A 22,266-nucleotide genomic window follows, 5' to 3' on the forward strand; every position below is an offset into this window, starting at 1 on the left:
TCGGTGGGCTGTGCGAAGCGTGAGAAGTTGTGCACGCACAGCACCAGGTCGTCCTCGTGTTCGCGCAGGAAGGCGAGGACGGCGGGGTTGGAGGAGGGCAGTTCGGTGTAGGTGCCCAGGCCGAAGGCGTGGTTCTGTTTGCGGATCTCGATCATGCGGCGGGTCCAGTGCAGGAGCGAGGAGGGCGACGACATGGACGCCTCGACGTTGGTGACCTGGTAGCCGTAGACGGGGTCCATGATGGTGGGCAGGGAGAGCCGGCCGGGGTCGCAGGAGGAGAAGCCGGCGTTGCGGTCGGGGGTCCACTGCATGGGGGTGCGCACGGCGTCGCGGTCGCCGAGCCAGATGTTGTCGCCCATGCCGATCTCGTCGCCGTAGTAGAGGATCGGCGAGCCGGGCAGGGAGAGCAGCAGGGCGGTGAAGAGCTCGATCTGGTTGCGGTCGTTGTCGAGGAGGGGCGCGAGGCGGCGGCGGATGCCGATGTTGGCGCGCATACGCGGGTCTTTCGCGTATTCGGCGTACATGTAGTCGCGTTCCTCGTCGGTGACCATCTCGAGGGTGAGCTCGTCGTGGTTGCGCAGGAAGATGCCCCATTGGCAGTTCGCGGGGATCGCGGGGGTCTTGGCGAGGATCTCGGAGACGGGGTGGCGCGACTCGCGGCGGACGGCCATGAAGATGCGGGGCATGACGGGGAAGTGGAACGCCATGTGGCACTCGTCGCCGCCGGAGGCGTAGTCGCCGAAGTAGTCGACGACGTCCTCGGGCCACTGGTTGGCCTCCGCCAGGATCACCGTGTCCGGATAGGCGGCGTCGATCTCCTTGCGGACCCGCTTGAGGAACTCGTGCGTCGCGGGGAGGTTCTCGCAGTTGGTGCCCTCCTCGGCGTACAGGTAGGGCACGGCGTCGAGGCGGAAGCCGTCGATGCCGAGGTCCAGCCAGAAGCGGAGAGCGGCCAGGATCTCCTCCTGGACGGCCGGGTTCTCGTAGTTGAGGTCCGGCTGGTGGGAGAAGAAGCGGTGGAAGAAGTACTGCTTGCGGACCGGGTCGAAGGTCCAGTTGGAGACCTCGGTGTCGACGAAGATGATGCGGGCGTCGCCGTACTGCTTGTCGTCGTCGGCCCACATGTAGTAGTCGCCGTAGGGTCCGTCGGGGTCCTTCCTCGATTCCTGGAACCACGGGTGCTGGTCGCTGGTGTGGTTCATCACGAAGTCGATGATGACGCGCATGCCGCGTTGGTGGGCGGCGTCGACGAACTCGACGAAGTCGGCCAGGTCGCCGAACTCGGGGAGGACGGCCGTGTAGTCGGACACGTCGTATCCGCCGTCGCGCAGGGGCGACTTGAAGAAGGGCGGCAGCCAGAGGCAGTCGACCCCGAGCCATTGCAGGTAGTCGAGTTTGGCGGTGATGCCCTTGAGGTCGCCGACGCCGTCGCCGTTGCTGTCCTGGAAGGAGCGGACGAGGACCTCGTAGAAGACGGCGCGCTTGAACCACTCGGGGTCGCGGTCCTTGGCGGGCGTGTCCTCGAAGGTGTCCGGAACGGGCTCGTTGACGATCATGATGTGGGTGACCCTCCGATCTGCGGGTTGGACGGTCGCAGGACGGTGAGTACGTGCGCGGGCCGGGTGCCCGGTTCGAGGCGCACGTAGTTGGCCCTGCCCCAGTGGTAGGTCTCGCCGGTGAGCTCGTCGCGCACCGACGCCGACTCGTGCCAGTCCAGGCCGAGTTGCGGCATGTCCAACGACACCGTCGCCTCCTGGGTGTGGTGGGGGTCGAGGTTGACGACCACCAGAACCGTGTTCGACCCCGCCCGCTTGCTGTACGCGATGACGGAGGGGTTGTCCGTGCCGTGGAAGCGCAGATTGCGCAGCCGGTGCAGGGCCGGATTGGCCCGCCGGATCTCGTTGAGCTTGGTGATCAGCGGGGCCAGGCTGCGGCCCTCACGCTCGGCCGCCTCCCAGTCACGCGGCTTGAGCTGGTACTTCTCCGAGTCCAGGTACTCCTCGCCGCCCTCCCGCAAGGGGGTGTTCTCGCACAGCTCGTAGCCGCTGTACAGGCCCCAGGTGGGGGAGAGGGTCGCGGCCAGGACCGCCCGGATCTCGAAGGCGGGCCGGCCGCCGTGCTGCAGATAGGCGTGCAGGATGTCCGGGGTGTTGGCGAAGAGGTTGGGCCGCATGTACGAGGCGGCCTCCCCCGACAGTTCGGTGAGGTAGTCGGTCAGCTCTTCCTTGGTGGTGCGCCAGGTGAAGTAGGTGTACGACTGCTGGAAGCCGATCTGGGCGAGCGTGTGCATCATCGCGGGGCGGGTGAAGGCCTCGGCCAGGAAGATCACGTCGGGGTCGGTGCGGTTGACGTCCGCGATGACCCGCTCCCAGAACACGACCGGCTTGGTGTGCGGGTTGTCCACCCGGAAGATCCGCACCCCGTACGACATCCAGTGCCGCAGCACCCGGACGGTCTCGGCGACGAGGCCGTCCATGTCGGCGTCGAAGGCGATCGGGTAGATGTCCTGGTACTTCTTCGGCGGGTTCTCCGCGTAGGCGATCGTCCCGTCGGGCCGGTGGTGGAACCACTCCGGGTGTTTCTGCACCCAGGGGTGGTCGGGGGAGCACTGCAGGGCGAAGTCGAGGGCGATCTCCAGCCCCAGTTCGCGCGCCCGCTCCACGAAGTCGGCGAAGTCCTCCAGCGTGCCCAGATCGGGGTGGACGGCGTCGTGGCCGCCCTCCGGCGAGCCGATCGCCCACGGCACGCCCACATCGTCCGGCCCGGCGTTCAACGTGTTGTTGGGGCCCTTGCGGAACGTCGTGCCGATCGGGTGGATCGGCGGGAGGTAGACGACGTCGAAGCCCATCTTCGCGATGGCCGGCAGCCGGCGCGCGGCGGTGCGGAACGTGCCGTGCGGGCGCTCGGGAGTCCCCTCGGAACGCGGGAAGAACTCGTACCAGGACCCGTACAGGGCCCGCTCCCGCTCCACCAGCAGCGGCAGCGGATCGGAGGCCGTGACCAGCTCGCGCAGCGGATGCCGCTCCAGGGCGGCGTCCACCTCCGGCGTCAGCGCCGCCGCCAGCCGGGCGACGGCCGGACGGCTCTCGTCGCGCAGGGCGTCGGCCGCCGCCAGCACCGCGGCGCGGTCCGGCCCCTCGGGCACTGCGTCGGCCGCCCGCTCGTACAGGCGCGCGCCCTCCTCCAGGACCGGCTCCGTGTCCATCCCCGCGGGGATCTTGATGCGGGCGTGATGCCGCCAGGTGGCGACCGGATCGCCCCACGCCTCCACGGTGTAGGTCCAGCGGCCCGCAGCGTCCGCAGTGACGTCCGCGCCCCAGCGGTCCGTGCCGGGGGCGAGCTCGCGCATCGGGGTCCAGGGTCCGGGCGCGCCGTCGGGATCCCGCAGGACCACGTTGGCCGCGACGGCGTCATGGCCTTCGCGGAACACGGTGGCCGAGACCTCGAACGTCTCGCCGACGACCGCCTTGGCCGGCCGGCGGCCCTGCTGGACCAGGGGACGGACGTCGAGGACGGGTATGCGCCCGACGGCGGTGGTGTGACCGGCCGCGGTCGCCTCGACGCTCTCCGTCTGCACGGCCCTCTCCGTCTGCTCGGCCCTCTCGGCCTTGTCGGCCTTCCGGGCGCTCTCGACGGGTGCGCCGGCGGCGGCGCTCCTGGCGTTCTTGCCGGCCTTGCCGCTCTTGGCGCGCCTGCTGTCCTTGCCGCGCTTGCCGGTCTTGCCGGTCTTGCTGTCCTTGCCGCTCCTGCTGTTCTTGCCCTGGGGTCCGTTCTCGGCGTTCGTGCCGTTCTCGGTACGGGGCGTCGGGGGTGATGACGGGTGGTGCCTGGCTGGCATGACCGCTCCTGTCCGCATCAACGGGGGGTAGGCGGATGGATGTGGGGAGGTGGGTCCTGCTAGGGGAGTACGGGGGAGCCTTCCACCCTATTCGGGTGTGCAATCCGGCGCTTTGTTAACTGCTCACGCCTATGTCTTTACACAAGAGATGCTTCGTTCGAGACGAACGGAGAGCCGCTTCCGGACGCCCGTCACATGAACGGTGGAACTTGCAGGAGCTTGTTCGGCGAACCGGGCCCGCGGCCGGACACCTTGCCGTTCGCGGCCCCCGCCACCAGTGCTTTCGCCACCTGCGCGGGCGTCGCCCGGGGGTGGTCGGCGAGATACAGCGCGGCCGCGCCGGCCGCGTGCGGCGCAGCCGTCGAGGTGCCGGAACGGGTCGTGCGGGCGGTGTCGCCCGCCCGGGAGGCGGAGGTGATCGACACGCCCGGCGCGAACAGGTCCAGGGCCGAGCCGTAGTCCGAGAAGGCCGCCCGGGCGTCCCGGCGGTCGGTCGCGCCGACCGTGACCGCCTCGCGCACGTCGGCGGGGGAGTGCAGGGCGGCCGGGCCGCCGGTGTTGCCGGCGGCGACGGTGTAGGTGACGCCGGACCGGATGGAGGTGCGCACCGCCGCGTCCAGCGCCGCGTTGTAGCCGCCGCCCAGGCTGAGATTGGCGACCGCCGGCTTGCGGGCGTGCCGGGTGACCCAGTCGATGCCCGCGATCACCTGCGCGGTGGTGCCCGCGCCGGCGTCGTCGAGCACCCGCACGGCGACCACCTGCGCTTTCTTGGCGACGCCCGACACCGTGCCCGCCACGATGCCGGCGACGTGCGTGCCGTGTCCGTTGCCGTCGGCGGCGACCGGGTCGCCGCCGACGAAGTCCCAGCCGTAGCGCGCCCGGCCGCCGAAGTCGGCGTGCGTGATCCGGACGCCGGTGTCGATCACGTACACCGTGACGCCCGCGCCCGCGGACCTCGGCGCGCGGTAGCCGCCGTCCAGCGGACGGCTCGGCCGGTCCAGGCGGTCCAGGCCCCAGGGCGGCGGATCCCCGCCGACGGCGTCCAGCGTCACCCGGGTGTCCTGGACGACCGAGACCACGTGCGGGTCGGCCGCGAGCCGGCGGGCCTGTCCGGCGTCGGCCTCCACGGCGAACCCGTTCAGGACCGTGCCGTAGATGTGGCTGATTCTCGCCCCGTGCGCGCCGACGAGACGCCGTCCGGTCGCCGACGACGCCGGGGTGTCCCCCTTCAGCGTCACGACGTAGCTGCCGCCGACGGAGCCGGGCAGCCCGGCGCCGAGGATCGTCCCCTCCGGTGCGGCGTGCGCGGGCAGGGTGACGGCCGACAGCACCACGGTCGTCACGACCGCGGTCAGGCCCCCTGTCCGGCGCAGACGCCGAGTGCGCGTCCGTGCCATGGTCCGAGTTCCCCTCCTCGACTCGGCGTGCCCGGGCCGGGCCCGGGCACGCCAGGGGGCAGCCTCTCGCGGTGCGCGAAGCGCCACAAGGTGGCCTCCGGGGGAGAAACAGGGGTTTCGGCCCGTTGCGGCACACCCCGACGACGGCGGATCCGGGCCCCTCGGCCCGTCCGGCGTCTGCGGTACGCGGCCGGCCGGGCCGAAAAGCAGGGGCCCGCGGGCGGCCAGTCCCCAGCGAGGTCGACACCCGCGCCGGTACCGTTTCCGTAGACGTGGACCCACACCGCCGTGTGTCCATCCAGCGAACGCGCCACGCCGAGGTGGAATGTGAAGGCGATCCGTCGATTCACCGTCCGACCCCTCCTCCCCGAACCTCTCCGACCGCTCAGCGACCTGTCCCGCAACCTGCGCTGGTCGTGGCACGCGGAGACCCGTGACCTCTTCCAGTCCGTCGATCCCGAGCGCTGGGCGCTCTGCGACGGCGACCCGGTGAGACTCCTCGGCAGCGTGCGCCCGGCACGTCTGGCCGAGCTCGCCGAGGACCGCCGCTTCCTGCGCCGGCTCGCCGCCGCCGCCGACGACCTGCACGACTACCGGACCGGCGACCGCTGGTACCAGGAGCAGCCCGCCTCCGCCGGGCTGCCCGCCGCCATCGCCTACTTCTCGCCCGAGTTCGGCGTCACCGCCGCGCTGCCGCAGTACTCCGGCGGCCTCGGCATCCTCGCCGGCGACCATCTGAAGGCCGCCAGCGACCTGGGCGTCCCGCTCATCGGCGTGGGACTGCTCTACCGGCACGGCTACTTCCGCCAGACCCTCTCCCGGGAGGGCTGGCAGCAGGAGCACTACCCCGTCCTGGACCCCAACGAGCTGCCGGTGACCCTCCTGCGGGAGGACGACGGCGCCCCCGCGCGCGTCTCCCTCGCCCTGCCGGGCGGCAAACGGCTCCACGCCCGCGTCTGGCTGGCCCAGGTCGGCCGGGTCCCGCTCCTCATGCTCGACTCCGACGTCGAGGAGAACGACCTCGGCGAACGCGGGGTGACCGACCGGCTCTACGGCGGCGGCAGCGAGCACCGGCTGCTGCAGGAGATGCTGCTCGGCATAGGAGGTGTCCGGGCCGTACGGACGTACTGCCGGCTGACCGGCCACGCCCGGCCCGAGGTCTTCCACACCAACGAGGGCCACGCCGGGTTCCTCGGCCTGGAGCGGATCGCCGAGCTCGCCGACGAGGGGCTCGACTTCGACGCCGCGCTGGAGGCCGTCCGGGCCGGGACGGTCTTCACCACCCACACCCCCGTCCCCGCCGGCATCGACCGCTTCGACCGCGCGCTGGTCGCCCGCCACTTCGGCCCCGACGCCGAGCTCCCGCGCATGGACGTCGACCGCATCCTGCGCCTGGGCATGGAGACCTACCCCGGCGGCGAGCCGAACCTCTTCAACATGGCCGTCATGGGCCTGCGGCTGGCCCAGCGCGCCAACGGGGTGTCGCTGCTGCACGGTCACGTCAGCCGGGAGATGTTCTCCGGTCTGTGGCCCGGGTTCGACCCCGACGAGGTGCCGATCACCTCGGTCACCAACGGTGTGCACGCCCCCACCTGGGTGGCCCCCGAGGTGCTGCGCCTCGGGGCCCGCCAGATCGGCGCCGAGCGCGCCGAGGACGCCCTCAGCGTCGGCGGCTCGGAGCGCTGGGACGCCGTCGCCGACATCCCCGACCAGGACATCTGGGAGCTGCGCCGCGATCTGCGCGAGCAGCTGGTCGTGGAGGTGCGCGAGCGCCTGCGGGCCTCCTGGCGGCAACGGGGCGCGGGCACGGCCGAGTTGGGCTGGATCGACGGCGTCCTCGACCCGGACGTCCTTACCATCGGCTTTGCGCGCCGGGTCCCCTCCTACAAGCGTCTGACGCTGATGCTGCGCGACCGCGACCGGCTGAAGGACCTGCTGCTGCACCCGGAGCGGCCGATCCAGATCGTCGTCGCGGGCAAGGCGCACCCGGCGGACGACGGCGGCAAACGCCTGGTCCAGGAACTGGTCCGGTTCACCGACGACCCGCGCGTGCGGCACCGCATCGTCTTCCTGCCCGACTACGGCATGGCGATGGCGCAGAAGCTGTACCCCGGCTGCGACATCTGGCTGAACAACCCGCTCCGCCCGCTGGAGGCCTGCGGCACGTCGGGCATGAAGGCGGCGCTCAACGGCTGTCTCAACCTGTCCGTCCTGGACGGCTGGTGGGACGAGTGGTTCCAGCCCGACTTCGGCTGGGCGATCCCCACCGCGGACGGCGCCGGGACCGACCCCGATCACCGTGACGACGTCGAGGCGGCCGCCCTCTACGACCTCCTCGAACAGCGCATCACCCCGCGCTTCTACGAACGCGGCCAGGCGGGCCTGCCCGACCGCTGGATCGAGATGGTCCGCCGGACGCTCGGTCTGCTCGGCCCGAAGGTGCTGGCGGGGCGCATGGTCCGCGAGTACGTCGAGCGGCTCTACACGCCGGCCGCCCACGCCCACCGGACGATGGCCCCCGACACGGCGCGTGAACTCGCCCGCTGGAAGCAGCAGGTGCGCGCGTCCTGGCACGCCGTCCGGGTGGACCACGTCGAGACGTCGGTGGCCACCACCACCGCCGAACTCGGCACGGCCCTCGCGCTCAGGGTGCGGGTGGGCCTGGGCGACCTCACCCCCGACGACGTCGAGGTGCAGGCCGTCTCGGGCCGGGTCGACGAGGAGGACCGCATCACGGACGCCTCGACGGTCCCGCTCAAGCCGACGGGCGGCCCGGACCTGGAAGGCCGCTGGGTCTACGAGGGTCCGCTCTCCCTGGACCGCACGGGTCCCTTCGGCTACACCGTCCGCATCCTGCCGTCCCACCGGCTGCTGGCGTCCGGGGCGGAACTGGGGCTGGTGGAGGTGCCGTCGGAGGAGGCGGCCGAGGGAGCGGGCGTGCTGCTGCGCTGACCGACGTCTCCGGCGCCGGCCGGCCCGCGTCCACGACGGGCCGGCCGGTCCCGCGTGCCACGACGTCGAGAGCGCGGCCGCTCTCGCGCCGGAGACGGCGGCGCCGAATTCGCTGGGCGTGCCGGCGGCTGACCGGCCGTCCGGCGGCCGGCTGCGGGGTCACGCCTCTCGCCGCGCCCGGACAGGGGCTGTCATAGGCTGTGGCACCCGGTGACCGACGCAGAGAGAGGCCGACGGCGGCGTGTCCGACAGATCCGAAGAGCACAGATCCGGTGCGGAAGAGGGGGACGGCGGCGCTGGGTCGTCTCCGGAGGCCGGCAGTTCCATATCCGACGAGGAATGGGCGAAGTTCGTCCAGGACAGCGCGCGCGGGATACCCGCCTCCGCCCCGAAGGAGCCGTCCGCGCGGGCCCGCATGGTGACGGAGCGGCTGCGGCAGCAGGAGGCGCGCGGCGAGTCGCCGGTGGGCTGGCGCAGCGGGCCGTCCCTGCAGGAGACGCAGAGGAGGGCGACGCGCAGGCGGCGGCTGTGGGCGGTCATCGGGCTGCCCGTCGCGGCGGCCCTGGCCGTCGTCGCCATGCGGCCCTCGCTGCTGCCCGGCGATCCCTTCGGCGCGGGGGACCCGGAGGCCGCCGTCTCGCCGCTGCCGGCGGAGACCGCTGCCCCGACCGGCGCCCCCGGGGCCGTCGATGCTCAAAAGCCCACGCTGGAACGGCCGTTCGCGGGATCCCCCGCGCTGAGGTGGGCCGACGGCGCCGCCGGCATCGTCGTGCCCGCGGCCGCTCCGGTCGGGACGCTGTCCGAGGCGGAGGTGGAGAAGGCGCTGCAGCAGAGCAGGAAGCTGCTGATCGACGCCAACCTCGACCCGGCGACCCTGCGCGGCGAACGTCCCGGGGCGGTGCTCTCGGCGATCGAGCCGCAGCAGAAGGACCTGGTGAGCCTGCTGAACGCCGCCCTCAGCAAGCCGGACCAGAAGCACGACCCGCTGTCGATGTTCAGCCGCTTCGACCCCCGCGAACTGCGCCTGGTCGGGCACGTGGTCAAGACGCGGGGACGGATGACGTTCAAGGCCGGTGAGCACTCCTCCGTCGTCGTGCACGCCGACTACACCTTCGTCTACCCGGTGACGCGCGTCGACGGGAGCGCTCCGGCCGAGGTCGCCCGCACCATCGTCCGGCGCGCCCTCGACCTGGAGTTCTTCGACCCGGACAAGCCGAACACGTACGCCTTCACGCCGGGCAGGATCACCGTCGTCAGGTACGACCGGGACATCGGCAACTCCGCCTGCGACGTCTACGACGGCTTTCTGCATCCCTCGTTCTCGACGGCCGGGACGACGGACGAGCCCACGGGCGGCGCTCCGACCGGGCCGACCGCGGACCCGTACGACCGCAGCAGGGACCTGGCCGACAACAGCGAGAAGGGCTGCGGCGTGGTGTCCCGCACCTGACCCCCTCGTGCCGGGCGGGAACCGCGCCCCCGCCCGGCTAGGACTCCTCGTCCGCGCACAACCCCCGCAGCGCCACCCCGCAGCGGCGCGCGTACGCCTGTTGCAGGCCCCTCGTGGCCGGGCCGCCCGCCCTCGCGTACCACTTCGCGGCCCGGCTGAAGGCGGAGACCGTCAGCCAGACCGTGCCGTCCCCGGTGCGGTCGACGACGAACGACTCCTCACCGGTCTCGGGGTGGCCGGGGAGGGTGCCGTAGGCCCACCCGGCGCGCCGGTGTTCGTCCACCGTCCAGACCACCCGGCAGGGGGCCTTGACGATGCCGGCCAGGGTGACGGTGACGTCGACGTCCGGGGCCGCGCGGTCGGCCGAGGCCTCGACGCCCACGCCCAGGGCGCGGTGCATCTCCCACGTCATGACGGCTTCCGCGGCGCGGCGGAAGACCTCGTGTCCCTCGCCGAGGCGGGTGCGGACGTGGAGGGGGTGGAACCCCGGAGGGCAGAAGCCCGGGCGGTCGCGGGTGGCGCCGACCTCGTCGTACGTGAAGTCCTTCGAAGACATGGGAGCCAAGAGTAGGGCGGCACCCGGGGATGCCTTCCTCCCGGGTGCCGCCCTCGACTCGTCTACCGCAGCGTCAGCTGACGTTGACCGCCGACCAGGCGGCCGCGACCGCCTTGTACTCGGCGCTGGTGGAGCCGTACAGGGCCGAGGCCGCGCTCAGCGTCCCCGTCCGCGCCGACTTGTAGTTCGTCGTCGACGTGAAGTACGTGGTGAGCGCCTTGTACCAGATCTGCAGCGCCTTGTCGCGGCCGATGCCGGTGACCGTGGAGCCGTTGGACGTCGGCGAGTTGTAGGACACGCCGTTGATCGTCTTCGAACCGCTGCCCTCGCTCAGGAGGTAGAAGAAGTGGTTCGCGACGCCGGACGAGTAGTGCACGTCGAGGTTGCCGACGCCGGAGGACCAGGAGTCCGCCGAGCCGCCGTCCTTGCTGGGCTTGTCCATGTAGCGCAGCGGGGAGCCGTCGCCGTTGATGTCGATCTTCTCGCCGATGAGGTAGTCGCCCTTGTCGGAGGCGCTGTTGGCGAAGAACTCGACGCCGGTGCCGAAGATGTCCGAGGTGGCCTCGTTCAGACCGCCGGACTCGCCGGAGTAGTTCAGGCCCGCCGTGTTCGCGGTGACGCCGTGGCTCATCTCGTGGCCGGCCACGTCCAGCGAGGTCAGCGGGTGGTTGTTGCCGTCGCCGTCGCCGTACGTCATGCAGAAGCAGCTGTCGTCCCAGAACGCGTTGACGTACGCGTTGCCGTAGTGGACGCGGGAGTAGGCGGCGACGCCGTTGTTCTTGATGCCGCTGCGGCCGAACGTGGACTTGTAGAAGTCCCAGGTGACCTGCGCGCCGTAGGCGGCGTCCACGGCGGCCGTCTGGTCCGTGGCGGAGCTGGAGGCCGCGCCGGTGCCCCAGACGTCGTCCGCGTCGGTGAACAGGGTGCCCGCCGACGAGGAGGTGCCGTGCGACTTGTTGTAGGTCTTGTGGCCGCCGCGCGTGCCGTCCGTCAGGTTGTACGTCGAGCCCGACTTGGTCGTGCCGAGCGTGACGGTGCCCGAGTAGAGGCTCTTGCCGGTGCCGGTCTCGATGCCCTGGTACTCGTAGAGCTTCTTGCCGGTGGCCGCGTCGGTGATGACGTGCAGCTGGCTCGGGGTGCCGTCGTCCTGCAGACCGCCGACGACCGTCTCGTAGGCGAGGACCGGAGTGCCGTGGCCGGCCCAGATCACCTTGCGGGGGGCCTGGTCCGCCGCGGCGGACTCGGAGCCCACGGCCTTGGCGGCGGTCAGCGCCTGCTTCTCGACCTTGGCGGCGGCGACCTTCGGGGTCAGCGTGGCCACCTTGATGGTGGCGGTGTTGGCCTTGGTGACGCCCTTGGTCGCGCCGGTGGCGGACTCGTGCACGACGAGGTCGCCGCCGAGGACCGGCAGGCCGGCGTAGGTGCGCTCGTAGCGGGTGTGGACGGTGCCGTCGGCGTCCTTGACGACGTCCTTGACGACGAGCTTCTCCTTCGCGCCGAGGCCTATCGCCTGGGCGGTCTCGGGCGCGTCGACCTGCTGCTGCTTGATCAGCGTCGTGCGTGCGGCGGCCGACAGCTGGACCGGTGCGGCCGGCTGGACCGACTTGCCGCCGGACTCCGCCGGGGTCTGGGCGGCAGCGGTACCGGTGGTCAGACCGGTGGTGACCAGGGCTCCGGCCGCGACGGCGGTGGCGATGGCCAGAGTGGTGCGCTTGTGACGCGCGTAGAGGGAGGTCACACAAGCTCCTTGGATGTGGGGGGTCCAGGCGGCGTGGGGCGCCGCCCGAGACGGGTGTGAAGTTGTGCGGCGGGTGAAGGAAGAGTGACATCAAGGCGCGTACATGTCAGGACCCTCAAGTGATGTTGGCCGAAAATCGACTGTCCGGTGAACGTTGCAGGAATGTAAACGGCGTTGACCTCGGTCAAAGGGCAACAGGCCGCGGGTATGCGGCCCGTAAAAAGGGGACGCCGCCCCGGGGAGTGGATCCCCCGGGACGGCGTCCTGTGCGAGGCCTTGCGGACGGCTGTGCGCGGCCCGTGCGGGGCCCGCTCCCTACGGGAAGGTGAGCTTCCAGCTGTTGATGTAGCCGGTGTCCTGGGCCGCGTTGTCCTGGACCCTCAACTTCCACACACCGTTGGCGACTTCGGAGGAAGCGTTCACCGTGTACGTGGTGTTGATGTTGTCCGCGCTCCCGCCGGTGCCATAGGCCTTCAGCGTGTACGCCGTGCCGTCGGGGGCCACCAGCTGCACCTGGAGGTCGCCGATGTAGGTGTGGACGATGTCGACCGCCACCGCGAGGTTCGACGGCGCGTTGCCGGTCCGGCCCGAGACGGTGATCGACGAGGTGACCGCCGCCCCGTTGTCCGGAATCGATACGTCGGCGGTGTTCTCGAAGGACGTGCCACCGCCGCCGCCACCGCCGGAGCGGGCGCCGACCGCGACGCCGGCCCACGCGTCCTGGACCGCCTTGTACTCGGTGGACGTGGTGCCGTACAGCTCACCGGCCGCCGCCAGCGTGCCGGTGCGGGCCGCCGCGTAGTTGGTGGTCGAGGTGAACTTCGTCGTCAGCGCGCGGAACCAGATCTTCTCCGCCTTGTCGCGGCCTATGCCGGTGACCGGAAGGCCGTCCGCCGTCGGGGAGTTGTAGCTGACGCCGTTGATGACCTTGGCGCCGCTGCCCTCGCTCAGCAGGTAGAAGAAGTGGTTCGCCGGGCCGGACGAGTAGTGGACGTCCACCGACCCGATCCCCGAGTACCAGCTGTCCTTCGACGCGCCGTCCTTGCTGGGCTTGTCCATGTACCGCAGCGGCGTGCCGTCGCCGTTGATGTCGATCTCCTCGCCGATGAGGTAGTCACCGACGTCGGAGGGGTTCGCCGCGTAGAACTCCACGGCGGTGCCGAAGATGTCCGAGGTGGCCTCGTTGAGACCGCCGGACTCCCCGCTGTAGTTGAGGCCCGCGGTGTTGGAGGTGACGCCGTGGGTCATCTCGTGGCCGGCCACGTCGATCGCCGTCAGCGGGTGGGTGTTGCCCGAGCCGTCTCCGTACGTCATGCAGAAGCAGCCGTCGTCCCAGAAGGCGTTGACGTAGTTGTTGCCGTAGTGCACCCGCGAGTACGCGCCGACGCCGTTGCCCTTGATGCCGCTGCGGCCGTGCACGTTCTTGTAGTAGTCCCAGGTGAGGGCCGCGCCGTAGTGCGCGTCGGCGCCCGCCGTCTCGGCGTTGGAGGCGGCGCCGTTGCCCCAGACGTCGTCGGGACCGGAGAAGAGCGTGCCGGTGCCGGAGGAACCGTGGTTGAGGTTGTACGTCTTGTGGCCGCCGCGCGCCGCGTCGGTCAGGTTGTACGTCGACCCGGACTGCGTCGTGCCGAGCGTCACCGTGCCGCTGTACATCGTGTTGCCGGTGCCGGTCTCGATGCCCTGGTACTGGTAGAGCTTCTTGCCGGTGGTCGCGTCGGTGATGACGTGCAGCTCGTTCGGGGTGCCGTCCTCCTGGAGGCCGCCCACGACCGTCTCGTACGCCAGGACCGGCGTGCCGTTCGCGGCCCAGATCACCTTGCGCGGCGCCTGGCCGGCGGCCGGCTTCGCGGCGCCCGCGGCGGCGGCGAGGCCCAGCGCCTGCTTCTGCGCCTTGTCCGCGCTGACGGCCGGGCTGAGCGAGGCGACCTTGATGGCGGCCCGCGTGGCCTTGGTGACGCCCTCGGTGACGCCGGACTTCGCCTTCTCGACGACCAGGTCGCCGCCGAGCACCGGCAGGCCGGCGTAGGTGCGCTCGTAGCGGGTGTGCACGGTGCCGTCGACGTCCTTGATGACGTCACGGACGACGAGCGCCTCCGCGGCGCCCAGGCCGAGCTCCTTGGCGGTCGCGGCCTTGCCGGCGTCCGCGTCGCGGATCAGCGCGGCGCGCTGGGCGGGGGTGAGACTCAGCGACTCGGCGCCCGGGTTGGCCTGGCTCGCCGCCCGCGGCGACTTCACCGGGGCGGCGGTCGCGGCGCCGGACTGCACGGCGGCGGCGATGAGCGCGGAGACGCCGACGAGGGCGACGGCCGCGGCGCGGCGGGGGGTGGTGTGGGGGGTGCGTCTGCGAGAGGGGTTGCTGCTCAACACGGACTCCTTCTGCGCGGCCGCGGATCACACGGCCAGGGGAGACCCGACGGCGGGTGGGCCGTACGGGCACGACAAAGGCGGTACGCAGAACAAAGGCGGAACCTGGAGCGAGGTGTTGCTGTGGGGTTGCTGTGAACCGGCAGTGGGAAGAGTGGCAGTGGATTGCGCTGTCTGTCAGGAGCGCGTCAGGAAGTTGGCCGGAAACGGTCCGTTGTCCGGCAATTCATGTTCGATATGCGGACCCGTTGGTTTTCGGCCGGGTGGATCTTCCCCGGGCGTCGTCGCCGGGGGGCCGTCCGCCCCGCCGGGGCGAGCCCGCGACCGGACGCGCGGGGACACGGGGACACTCGGGACGGGTGCGGGCCCGATCGGACGAGCGGTGACTCAGGACGGGCGCGGCCCGGCTCCGGGCCGGCCGGCCGCCGGCTCCCCGTGCCAGGTCCGCCACAGTGCCGCGTACGCGCCGTCGCCCGCCACCAGCGCCTCGTGCGTGCCCAGTTCGGTGAGCCGGCCGTCCTCCATCACCGCGACCCGGTCCGCGTCGTGGGCGGTGTGCAGCCGGTGGGCGATGGCGATCACGGTCCGGCCCCGGAGCACGGCGGCCAGCGCACGCTCGGTGTGCCGGGCCGTCGTCGGGTCCAGCAGGGCCGTCGCCTCGTCCAGGATCAGGGTGTGCGGGTCGGCCAGCACCACCCGGGCCAGGGCGAGCTGCTGGGCCTGCGAGCCGTCCGTACGACGACCGGATCCGCCCAGTTCGGCGTCCAGGCCGCCCGGCAGCTCCCGCACCCAGCCGGCGGCGCCGACCGCGCCCAGCGCCGCCCACAACTCCTCGTCCGTCGCGGCAGGTTCGGCGATCAGCAGGTTGTCGCGGACCGTGCCGAGGAAGACATGGTGCTCCTGGGTGACCAGGACGACCTGGCGGCGCAGCGTCTCGGGCGCCAGCTCCGCGACCGGCGCGCCGCCCACCGTCACCGAGCCCGCGCTCGGCGCGTCCACCCCCGCGAGCAGCCTGCTGAGGGTGGTCTTGCCCGCCCCCGACGGACCGACGACCGCCAGCCGCTCCCCGGGCCGCACCGTCAGGTCGACCCCGCGCAGCACCTCACCGCCGCGCTCGTAGGCGTACCGCACGCCGGTCACGTCGATCCGGTCGTCCGCCGGAACCGGCGCCGCGCCGTCGGCCACGGCGCGCGGCGCCCCCGCCAGGCCCTCCACCCGCGCGAACGAGGCGCCACTGCTCTGCAGTTGCTCGACGCGTACCAGGATCTGGTCCAGCGGCTCCGTGAACTGCCGCAGATACAGCGCGGCCGCGACCACCGCGCCCAGGCTCATCGCGCCGCGCGCGTGCAGCGCCCCGCCCAGCAGCAGCACTCCCGCCACCGGCAGCGAGTACGACACCTCCACCGCCGGGAAGAACACCGTGCGCAGGTAGAGGGTGTGGAAGCGGGAGCGGCGCGAGATCTCCAGCGCGTCCCGGCTCGCCGCCGTCCGCCGCTCCTGGAGCCGGAACGCCTCGACCGTGCGCGCCCCCGCCGCCGTCGCCGCGACGATCTCGGCGACCTCGGAGTCGGCCGCGCCCTGGGCGAGATAGCCCGCGCGGGCCCTGCGCAGATACCAGCGCAGGGCGAACCAGATCGGGGTCAGCGCCAGCACGCCGACCGCACCGAGCAGCGGGTCGATCACGAAGACCGCGCCGAGCGTGAACAGCGCCTGGACCGTGCAGACCAGCAGCTCCGGCCCCGCGTCCCGCAGTGTCGTGCCGACGGCCGCCACGTCGGCGGTGCCGCGCGTGGTCAGGTCGCCGGCGCCGGCCCGCTCGACCGCCGACGCGGGCAGCGCCAGCGCCCGTCCGACGAACTCCTCCCGGACCCGCGCGAGCGTCCGCTCGCCGAAGCGGTGCCCCGCGTACCGGGCCCAGCGCGCCAGCAGCAACTGGGCCAGCGCGCAGACCACGATGGCCGCCGACAGCCGGTCCACCACGCCGGTCCCGTGTCCGGCCCGCACCTCGTCGATGATCCGGCCCAGCAGCCACGGGCCGACGAGTCCGGCCCCGGCGGCGAGGACGTTCAGGGCGAGCGCCGCGGCGAAGGCCCGGCCGTCGGCCCGCACGAGACGGACCGCAGCCCGGCGCACGTCGGCCCGCCCGGCGACCGGCAGCCGCCCCGAGCCCCCGTCGCCCTCCGTGGACCCGGTCGGCGCGCCGGACCCGGTGGGCCCGCTCCGCCCGGTCGGCTTGGTCGGCGCGGTCATCGCAGGGCCTCCTCGGCATCGCTCTCATCCGGCTCCGCCGTCGAGGGCCCGAGGATGCCGTCGGCGGCTTCGGCGGCTTCGGCGGCTTCGGCGGCTTCGGCGGGATCGGCGGGATCGGCGGGATCGGCGGGATCGGCGGGATCGGTGCGGCCGGTGCGCTTGGAGCTTCCGGCGTCGTGGGCGTTCTCGCCGTCGCCGCCGTCGGTGGCGTCGCGGCCTTCGTCGTCGTCGGCGTCTCGCGCCACCAGCGCGCGGTAGCCCGGCTCGCGTCGCAGCAGGTCGTCGTGGCGGCCGGTCGCCGCCACCTTGCCGTCGACCAGATAGTGCACGGTCTCCGCGTGGTCGAGGAGCAGGGGGGAGGTGGTGGTCACGACCGTGGTCCGCCCGGCCCGCGCCGCCCTCAGCCGCCGCGCGACGACCGCCTCCGTGTGCGCGTCGAGCGCCGACGTCGGCTCGACGGCCAGCAGCACCTCGGGATCGGCGAGCAGCGCCCGCACCAGGCGAACGCGCTGCCGCTGGCCCCCGGAGAGGCTGCGGCCCTGTGCGGTCACGGGCGAGTCGAGTCCCTCCGGCAGGCCCTGCACGATGTCGTCGGCCGCGGCCGCCCGTACAGCGCGCGCGATGTCCGCCGCGGAGGGCTCACGCCGTCCGGCCACCACCTCGCGCAGGCTGCCCGCGAACAGGTCGGCCTCGTTGTCGGCGACCAGGATCGCGGCCCTGACCCGGTCCAGGGGCAGGGCGTCCAGTCGCACCCCGCCCCAGGTGACGTCCGTGGGACCGTAGCGGCCGAGCCGGTCCACCAGGGCGGTCACCTCGGCGTGCCGCGCGCCGACCAGCGCCGTCAGCCGGCCCGGGGCCACCCGCACGCCGGAGGCGGGATCGTGCAGGACCGCCGGTTCGGCGGGCGCTTCGGCGGTCCCGGTGTCCGGTTCGGGCTCCACGCGCAGCAGCCGTACGACGCGCCGGGCGGCCACCACTCCCCGGCTGAGCTGGTAGCCCATGTCCACGAGGAAGGCCACCGGGCCGACCAGGACGGCGACATAGCCGTACACCGACACCAACTCCCCCACCGTCAGCTCGCCCTGGGCGGCGAGCCGGGCCGCCAGCCAGGTCACCACGGCGAGGAACAGGGTCGGCAGGCCCACCCCGAGCGCCTGCATCCAGCTGGTGACCGAGCCGACCCGGTAGCCCTGCGCCCGCAGCCGCTGCGAGTCACGGTCGAAGGCGTCCGAGAACAGCCCCTTGCCGCCGAGGCCGTTGAGGACGCGCAGGCCGCCCGCCAGGTCGCCGATCCGCGCGGTGAGCACGCCCTGCCGCTCCCGGTACTCGGCCTCCGTGCTCTGCAGCCGCGCCATGAGCGGTCCCACCAGCACGGCGACGACCGGCATCCCCAGCAGCACGACCGCCGCCAGCAGCGGCGACACGGACAGCAGCAGTCCGGCCACGAACACGTACACGACGATCGAGCCCACGCCGGGCCCGACCACCGTCAACGAGCCCGCGATGGTGTGGACGTCACCGACGCCGATGGTGACGACCTCGCCGCTGCCCACCCCGCGCGAGAGCGTGGCGCCGAGGCGCGCCGCGTGTCCGACGACGACCTTGGTGGTGCGGAAGTAGGCGTCCATGCGCACCCGGGTCATCGTGCGGTGCCGCATGATGCTCACCCAGGCGTTGAGCGCGCCTACCGCGAACAGGGCCGTCGTCCAGCCGGCCAGCGCGGCCGCGTCACCGGGCTCCAGCCCGTCGTCCACCGCTTTCGACAGCAGGTAGGGCGCCACCGCCAGCAGCACCATCCAGACGCTGGCCAGCACCGCGCCCGCCGCCGACCGCCAGGGCTGGCAGCGCACCAGCCAGGCGAGGTACGCCCAGCCGCCGCGGGTGTCGGGCGTGCCGGGATCCTCGTACGCGTCGATCACACAGTCCCCCGGGAGTCGGGTCGTCGGGTCGTGCAGGTCGTGCCGGTCGTCCCGGGCGGGTCAGGCCAGGCTGTCGCGCCAGGCGCGGTGCAGGTCCGCGAAGCGGCCCGCGCCGGCGACGAGTTCGGCCGGAGCGCCGTCCTCGACGATCCGGCCGTGTTCCATGACGAGCACCCGGTCGGCGATCTCCACGGTGGACAGCCGGTGCGCGATCACCACCGCCGTGCGGCCCTTCAGCACCGTCGCCATCGCCGCCTGCACGGCCCGCTCGCCCGGCACGTCGAGCGAGCTGGTCGCCTCGTCGAGGATCAGCACCGCCGGATCGGCGAGCAACGCCCGTGCGAACGCGACCAGTTGGCGCTGCCCGGCGGAGATGCGGCCGCCGCGTTTGCGGACGTCCGTGTCGTAGCCGTCCGGCAGCGCGCTGACGAACTCGTGCGCGCCGATCGCCTTCGCCGCCCGCTCGACGTCCTCCCGGGACGCGTCCGGCCGGCCGATGGCGATGTTCTCGGCGACCGTCCCGGAGAACAGGAACGCCTCCTGCGTCACCATCACCACCCCGCGCCGCAGTTCGGGCACGGCCAGCTCGCGCAGGTCGACCCCGTCCAGCAGCACCCGGCCCCGGGAGGGGTCGTAGAAGCGGGCGAGCAGCTTGGCCAGCGTGGACTTGCCGGCGCCGGTGGAGCCCACCACGGCGACCGTCTGACCGGCCGGCAGGACGAGGTCGAAGCGGGGCAGGACCTCGCCGCCCGTGCGGTAGCCGAAGGAGACCCCGTCGAAGACGACCTCCCGGCCGGGCAGACCGCCCTGGAGCGCGGGCAGTTCCCTCGGCGCCGACGGCTCCGGCACGGAGGGCGTCTGCGCGAGCAGGCCCGCGATCTTCTCCAGCGAGGCGGCGGCCGACTGGTAGGAGTTGAGGAACATGCCGAGCCGGTCGATCGGGTCGTACAGCCGCCGCAGGTACAGCACCGCCGCCGCCAGCACGCCCAGTTCCAGCGAGCCGTCCGCGACCCGGGTGGCGCCCCACAGCACGATCAGCGCGACCGCCGCGTTGGCGACCAGCCGCGAGCCGACCACATAGCGGGCCATCTCCAGCAGCGCGTCGCCGTTCCTGCGCTCGTGCCGGTGGTTCAGGACCCGGAACCCGGCCTCGTTGACCGCCTCGCGGCGGAAGGCGCGCACCGGCCGGATCCCGTTCATGGTCTCCACGAACTTCACGATCACGGCCGCGATCGCGGTGGACCGGGCCGTGAACACCCGGCCCGCGCGCCGCTGGTAGACCCGGACCAGAAGGTACAGCGGCACGAACGACGCGACCGCGACGGCGCCCAGGCCCAGGTCCAGCCAGAGCAGCATCGCGGAGATGAACAGGAAGGACAGCACCACGGAGACGAGCTCCTGAAGCCCCTCGTTGAGGAGCTCGCGCAGGGCCTCCACATCGCTGGTGGAGCGGGAGATGAGCCGGCCCGAGGTGTAGCGCTCGTGGAAGTCCAGGCTCAGCGCCTGAGCGTGCCGGAAGATCCGGCCGCGCAGGTCGAGCAGCACGTCCTGGCTGACGCGCGCGGAGGCCATCAGGAAGGCGTACTGCAGCGCGCCGGAGGCCAGGGCGCACAGCAGGTAGCCGACGCCCACCGCGACCAGCGGCCCGTGGTCGTCCGACCGCCACGCGGGCACGGCCCGGTCGATGGCGTACGCCACCAGGAGCGGGCCCGCCTGCACGGCCGCCTGCTGGAGCAGCAGCAGGAGCGTGGTGAGGGCGACGCGCCCCCGCAGCGGGGCCAGCAGGGAGCGCAGCAGCAGGCCGGTGGCGCCGGGCGGGGTGGGCAGGACGTCCTTGTCGAAGGGATCCTCCACGGCCTTCGGGGGCGGTTGTCCCGGTCCGCCGTCGGTCGTGGGGGAGGAGGTGGCGGGGGCGGTCATCGGTCGTCCTCCTGGCGGCCGGTTCCTGACATGAGGTGGGCGTAGTCGGGGTTGTCGCGCAGCAGTTCGTGGTGGGTGCCCACGGCGGCGATCCGGCCGCCGGACAGCAGGGCCACCCGGTCGGCGAGCAGGACGGTGGACGGGCGGTGGGCGACGATCAGCGCGGTGGTGCCGGCGAGCACCTGCCGCAGCGCGGCTTCCACGGCCGCCTCGGTGTGCACGTCCAGCGCGGAGAGCGGGTCGTCGAGGACGAGGAACGGGGGCCGGCCGACCACGGCTCTGGCCAGCGCGAGCCGTTGCCGCTGCCCGCCGGAGAGACTGAGCCCCTGTTCGCCGACCTGGGTGTCGGCGCCCTGCGGCAGCGCGTGCACGAACTCGGCCTGCGCCACGGCCAGCGCCCGCTCCAGCTCGGCGTCACCCGCCCGGTCGTCGGCGCCCATCAGGACGTTCTCCCCGACGCTCGCGGAGAACAGGGTGGGCTCCTCGAACGCGACGGCGACCCGCGCGCGGAGCTCCTCGCGGGGCAGCGCGGCGACGTCCACGCCGTCGAGGCTGATGCGCCCGGCCGTCACCTCGTGCAGCCGGGGGACGAGGGCCGTGAGGGTGGTCTTGCCGCTGCCGGTCGCCCCCACCAGAGCCATCGACTCACCGGGGCGGACGTGCAGGTCGACGCCGTCGAGGACGGGCGGGGAGCCGGGGTCGGCGTCCGGGTAGCGGAAGACGACGCCGTCGAAGCGCAGTCCGGCGTCGGGCGCCGGGGCCGACCGCACCACGGCGTCCCGTTCCGGCTCCTCGTCCATCACCTCGAAGTACCGCTCGGTCGCCGTCGCCGCCTCCTGGCTCATCGCGAGCAGGAACCCGATCGAGTCGACGGGCCAGCGCAGCGCGAGCGCGGTGGACAGGAAGGCGACCAGGGTGCCCGCGGACAGCTCCCCGTCCGCGACCTGCACCGCCCCCAGCACCAGCGCCGCGCCGATGGCCAGTTCGGGCAGCGTCACGATGACGGCCCAGATCGTGGCCAGCAGCCGGGCCTTGCTCAGCTCCGTGCCGCGCAGCGTCGAGGACAGCTCCCGGAACGCCCGCGCCTGTGTGCGGTGCCGGCCGAAGCCCTTGATGATCCGGATGCCGAGGACGCTCTCCTCGACCACCGTCGTCAGATCCCCGACCTGGTCCTGCGCGCGGCGCGCCACGACCGCGTACCGGTTCTCGAAGTACACGCACATCACGACGACCGGGACGGCCGGCCCGAGGATGACCAGCCCGAGCCTCCAGTCCTGCAGCAGCATGATGACGACGCCGAAGACGATCGTGACTGAGTTGACCAGCAGGAACGTCAGCGGGAAGGCGAGGAACATCCGGACCAGGCCGAGATCGGCCGTCGCCCGTGAGAGCAGCTGGCCCGACGCCCACCGGTCGTGGAACGCCACCGGCAGCCGCTGCAGCCGCCCGTACAGCTCCGCCCGCATCTCCGCCTCGACGTGCGCCAGCGGACGCGCCACCAGCCAGCGCCGCATCCCGAACAGCAGCGCCTCCGCGAGGCCGAGCAGCAGCAGGAAGAGCGCGCCCAGCCAGACCCCGCCGGTGTCCCGGTCCGCCACCGGGCCGTCCACCATCCACTTCAGGACCAGCGGGATCACCAGCCCCGCGCAGGAGGCCAGCACGGCGACGAAGGCGGCCGTGAACAACCGCAGCCGTACGGGGCGGACGTACGGCCACAGGCGCAGCAGGGACCGTACGGCGGAGCGGTCGGGGGCGGCGGTTGCATATGTCTCGGCCATCACCGCGAGCCTACGGACCGGCACTGACATCGCCCACCGAGTTTCGGCCCGACCGGGCTCGGTCGCAGGTCCTACGACCTGCGTGTTCGACGGGTCGTACCGGC

12 protein-coding genes are annotated in these 22,266 nt (G+C 72.6%); 2 read left to right on the top strand and 10 right to left on the bottom strand.

Features of this window, described 5'->3' with window-relative positions; translation table 11 throughout:
• The 3 genes from treS to Sri02f_RS16110 form a co-directional block, all read right to left on the bottom strand.
• On the bottom strand, positions 1–1,556 hold a 1,556-nt coding region (gene treS, locus Sri02f_RS16100; RefSeq protein WP_109001998.1), incomplete at its 3' end, for a maltose alpha-D-glucosyltransferase.
• Positions 1,553–3,838: an alpha-1,4-glucan--maltose-1-phosphate maltosyltransferase gene (locus tag Sri02f_RS16105; protein WP_245970644.1), complete on the bottom strand. Its 2,286-nt coding sequence runs from the start codon at positions 3,836–3,838 to the stop codon at positions 1,553–1,555. The genes Sri02f_RS16105 and treS, both read right to left, overlap by 4 nt.
• A 191-nt stretch (positions 3,839–4,029) precedes the next feature.
• A complete protein-coding gene (locus Sri02f_RS16110; RefSeq protein ID WP_109001999.1) occupies positions 4,030–5,235 on the bottom strand; it encodes a S8 family peptidase in 1,206 nt (401 codons plus the stop codon).
• A gap of 327 nt (positions 5,236–5,562) precedes the next feature.
• On the opposite strand from Sri02f_RS16110, the gene Sri02f_RS16115 reads away from it, so the two are divergent.
• Together Sri02f_RS16115 and Sri02f_RS16120 are read left to right on the top strand one after the other, a co-directional pair.
• On the top strand, positions 5,563–8,187 hold the full coding sequence (locus tag Sri02f_RS16115) for a glycosyltransferase family 1 protein (RefSeq protein ID WP_109002000.1): 2,625 nt from the start codon (positions 5,563–5,565) through the stop codon (positions 8,185–8,187).
• 241 nt (positions 8,188–8,428) lie between these two features.
• Positions 8,429–9,637 (top strand): hypothetical protein, encoded by a 1,209-nt coding sequence (locus tag Sri02f_RS16120; protein WP_245970645.1) that lies wholly within the window; start codon positions 8,429–8,431, stop codon positions 9,635–9,637.
• A 37-nt stretch (positions 9,638–9,674) separates the two neighbouring features.
• Here the strand turns inward: Sri02f_RS16120 and Sri02f_RS16125 are convergent, their stop codons facing one another.
• From Sri02f_RS16125 to Sri02f_RS16155, 7 genes are all read right to left on the bottom strand, one after another.
• Entirely contained in the window at positions 9,675–10,193 is a 519-nt protein-coding gene (locus Sri02f_RS16125; RefSeq protein ID WP_109002001.1) for a DUF1990 domain-containing protein, read from the bottom strand.
• 73 nt (positions 10,194–10,266) lie between these two features.
• Positions 10,267–11,931 carry a M4 family metallopeptidase gene (locus Sri02f_RS16130; RefSeq protein WP_109002002.1) on the bottom strand — a complete coding sequence of 555 codons (1,665 nt, stop codon included), beginning with the start codon at positions 11,929–11,931 and terminating at the stop codon, positions 10,267–10,269.
• A 315-nt stretch (positions 11,932–12,246) separates the two neighbouring features.
• The gene (locus Sri02f_RS16135) at positions 12,247–14,295 is read right to left on the bottom strand and encodes a M4 family metallopeptidase (protein WP_109002003.1); all 2,049 of its coding nucleotides are present in this window, start codon (positions 14,293–14,295) and stop codon (positions 12,247–12,249) included.
• Between the two features lie 387 nt (positions 14,296–14,682).
• A complete protein-coding gene (locus Sri02f_RS16140; RefSeq protein ID WP_245970646.1) occupies positions 14,683–16,545 on the bottom strand; it encodes an ABC transporter ATP-binding protein in 1,863 nt (620 codons plus the stop codon).
• Positions 16,542–18,464: an ABC transporter transmembrane domain-containing protein gene (locus Sri02f_RS16145; protein WP_245970647.1), complete on the bottom strand. Its 1,923-nt coding sequence runs from the start codon at positions 18,462–18,464 to the stop codon at positions 16,542–16,544. Before Sri02f_RS16145 ends, Sri02f_RS16140 begins: the two co-directional genes overlap by 4 nt.
• Before the next feature lie 60 nt (positions 18,465–18,524).
• On the bottom strand, positions 18,525–20,384 hold the full coding sequence (locus tag Sri02f_RS16150) for an ABC transporter ATP-binding protein (protein WP_109002004.1): 1,860 nt from the start codon (positions 20,382–20,384) through the stop codon (positions 18,525–18,527).
• Positions 20,381–22,162 (bottom strand): ABC transporter ATP-binding protein, encoded by a 1,782-nt coding sequence (locus Sri02f_RS16155; protein ID WP_109002005.1) that lies wholly within the window; start codon positions 22,160–22,162, stop codon positions 20,381–20,383. The genes Sri02f_RS16150 and Sri02f_RS16155 overlap by 4 nt, the downstream gene beginning before the upstream one ends.
• Positions 22,163–22,266: the final 104 nt, after the last annotated feature.

Source organism: Streptomyces rishiriensis, assembly GCF_003112535.1.
GTDB classification, from domain to species: domain Bacteria; phylum Actinomycetota; class Actinomycetes; order Streptomycetales; family Streptomycetaceae; genus Streptomyces; species Streptomyces rishiriensis.

Coding starts and splice junctions, on each gene's coding strand:
- Sri02f_RS16110 (WP_109001999.1), bottom strand. CDS start 5,235: ATGGCACGGACGCGCACTCGGCGTCTGCGCCGGACAGGGGGCCTGACC.
- Sri02f_RS16140 (WP_245970646.1), bottom strand. CDS start 16,545: ATGACCGCGCCGACCAAGCCGACCGGGCGGAGCGGGCCCACCGGGTCC.
- Sri02f_RS16155 (WP_109002005.1), bottom strand. CDS start 22,162: ATGGCCGAGACATATGCAACCGCCGCCCCCGACCGCTCCGCCGTACGG.
- Sri02f_RS16150 (WP_109002004.1), bottom strand. CDS start 20,384: ATGACCGCCCCCGCCACCTCCTCCCCCACGACCGACGGCGGACCGGGA.
- Sri02f_RS16105 (WP_245970644.1), bottom strand. CDS start 3,838: ATGCCAGCCAGGCACCACCCGTCATCACCCCCGACGCCCCGTACCGAG.
- Sri02f_RS16125 (WP_109002001.1), bottom strand. CDS start 10,193: ATGTCTTCGAAGGACTTCACGTACGACGAGGTCGGCGCCACCCGCGAC.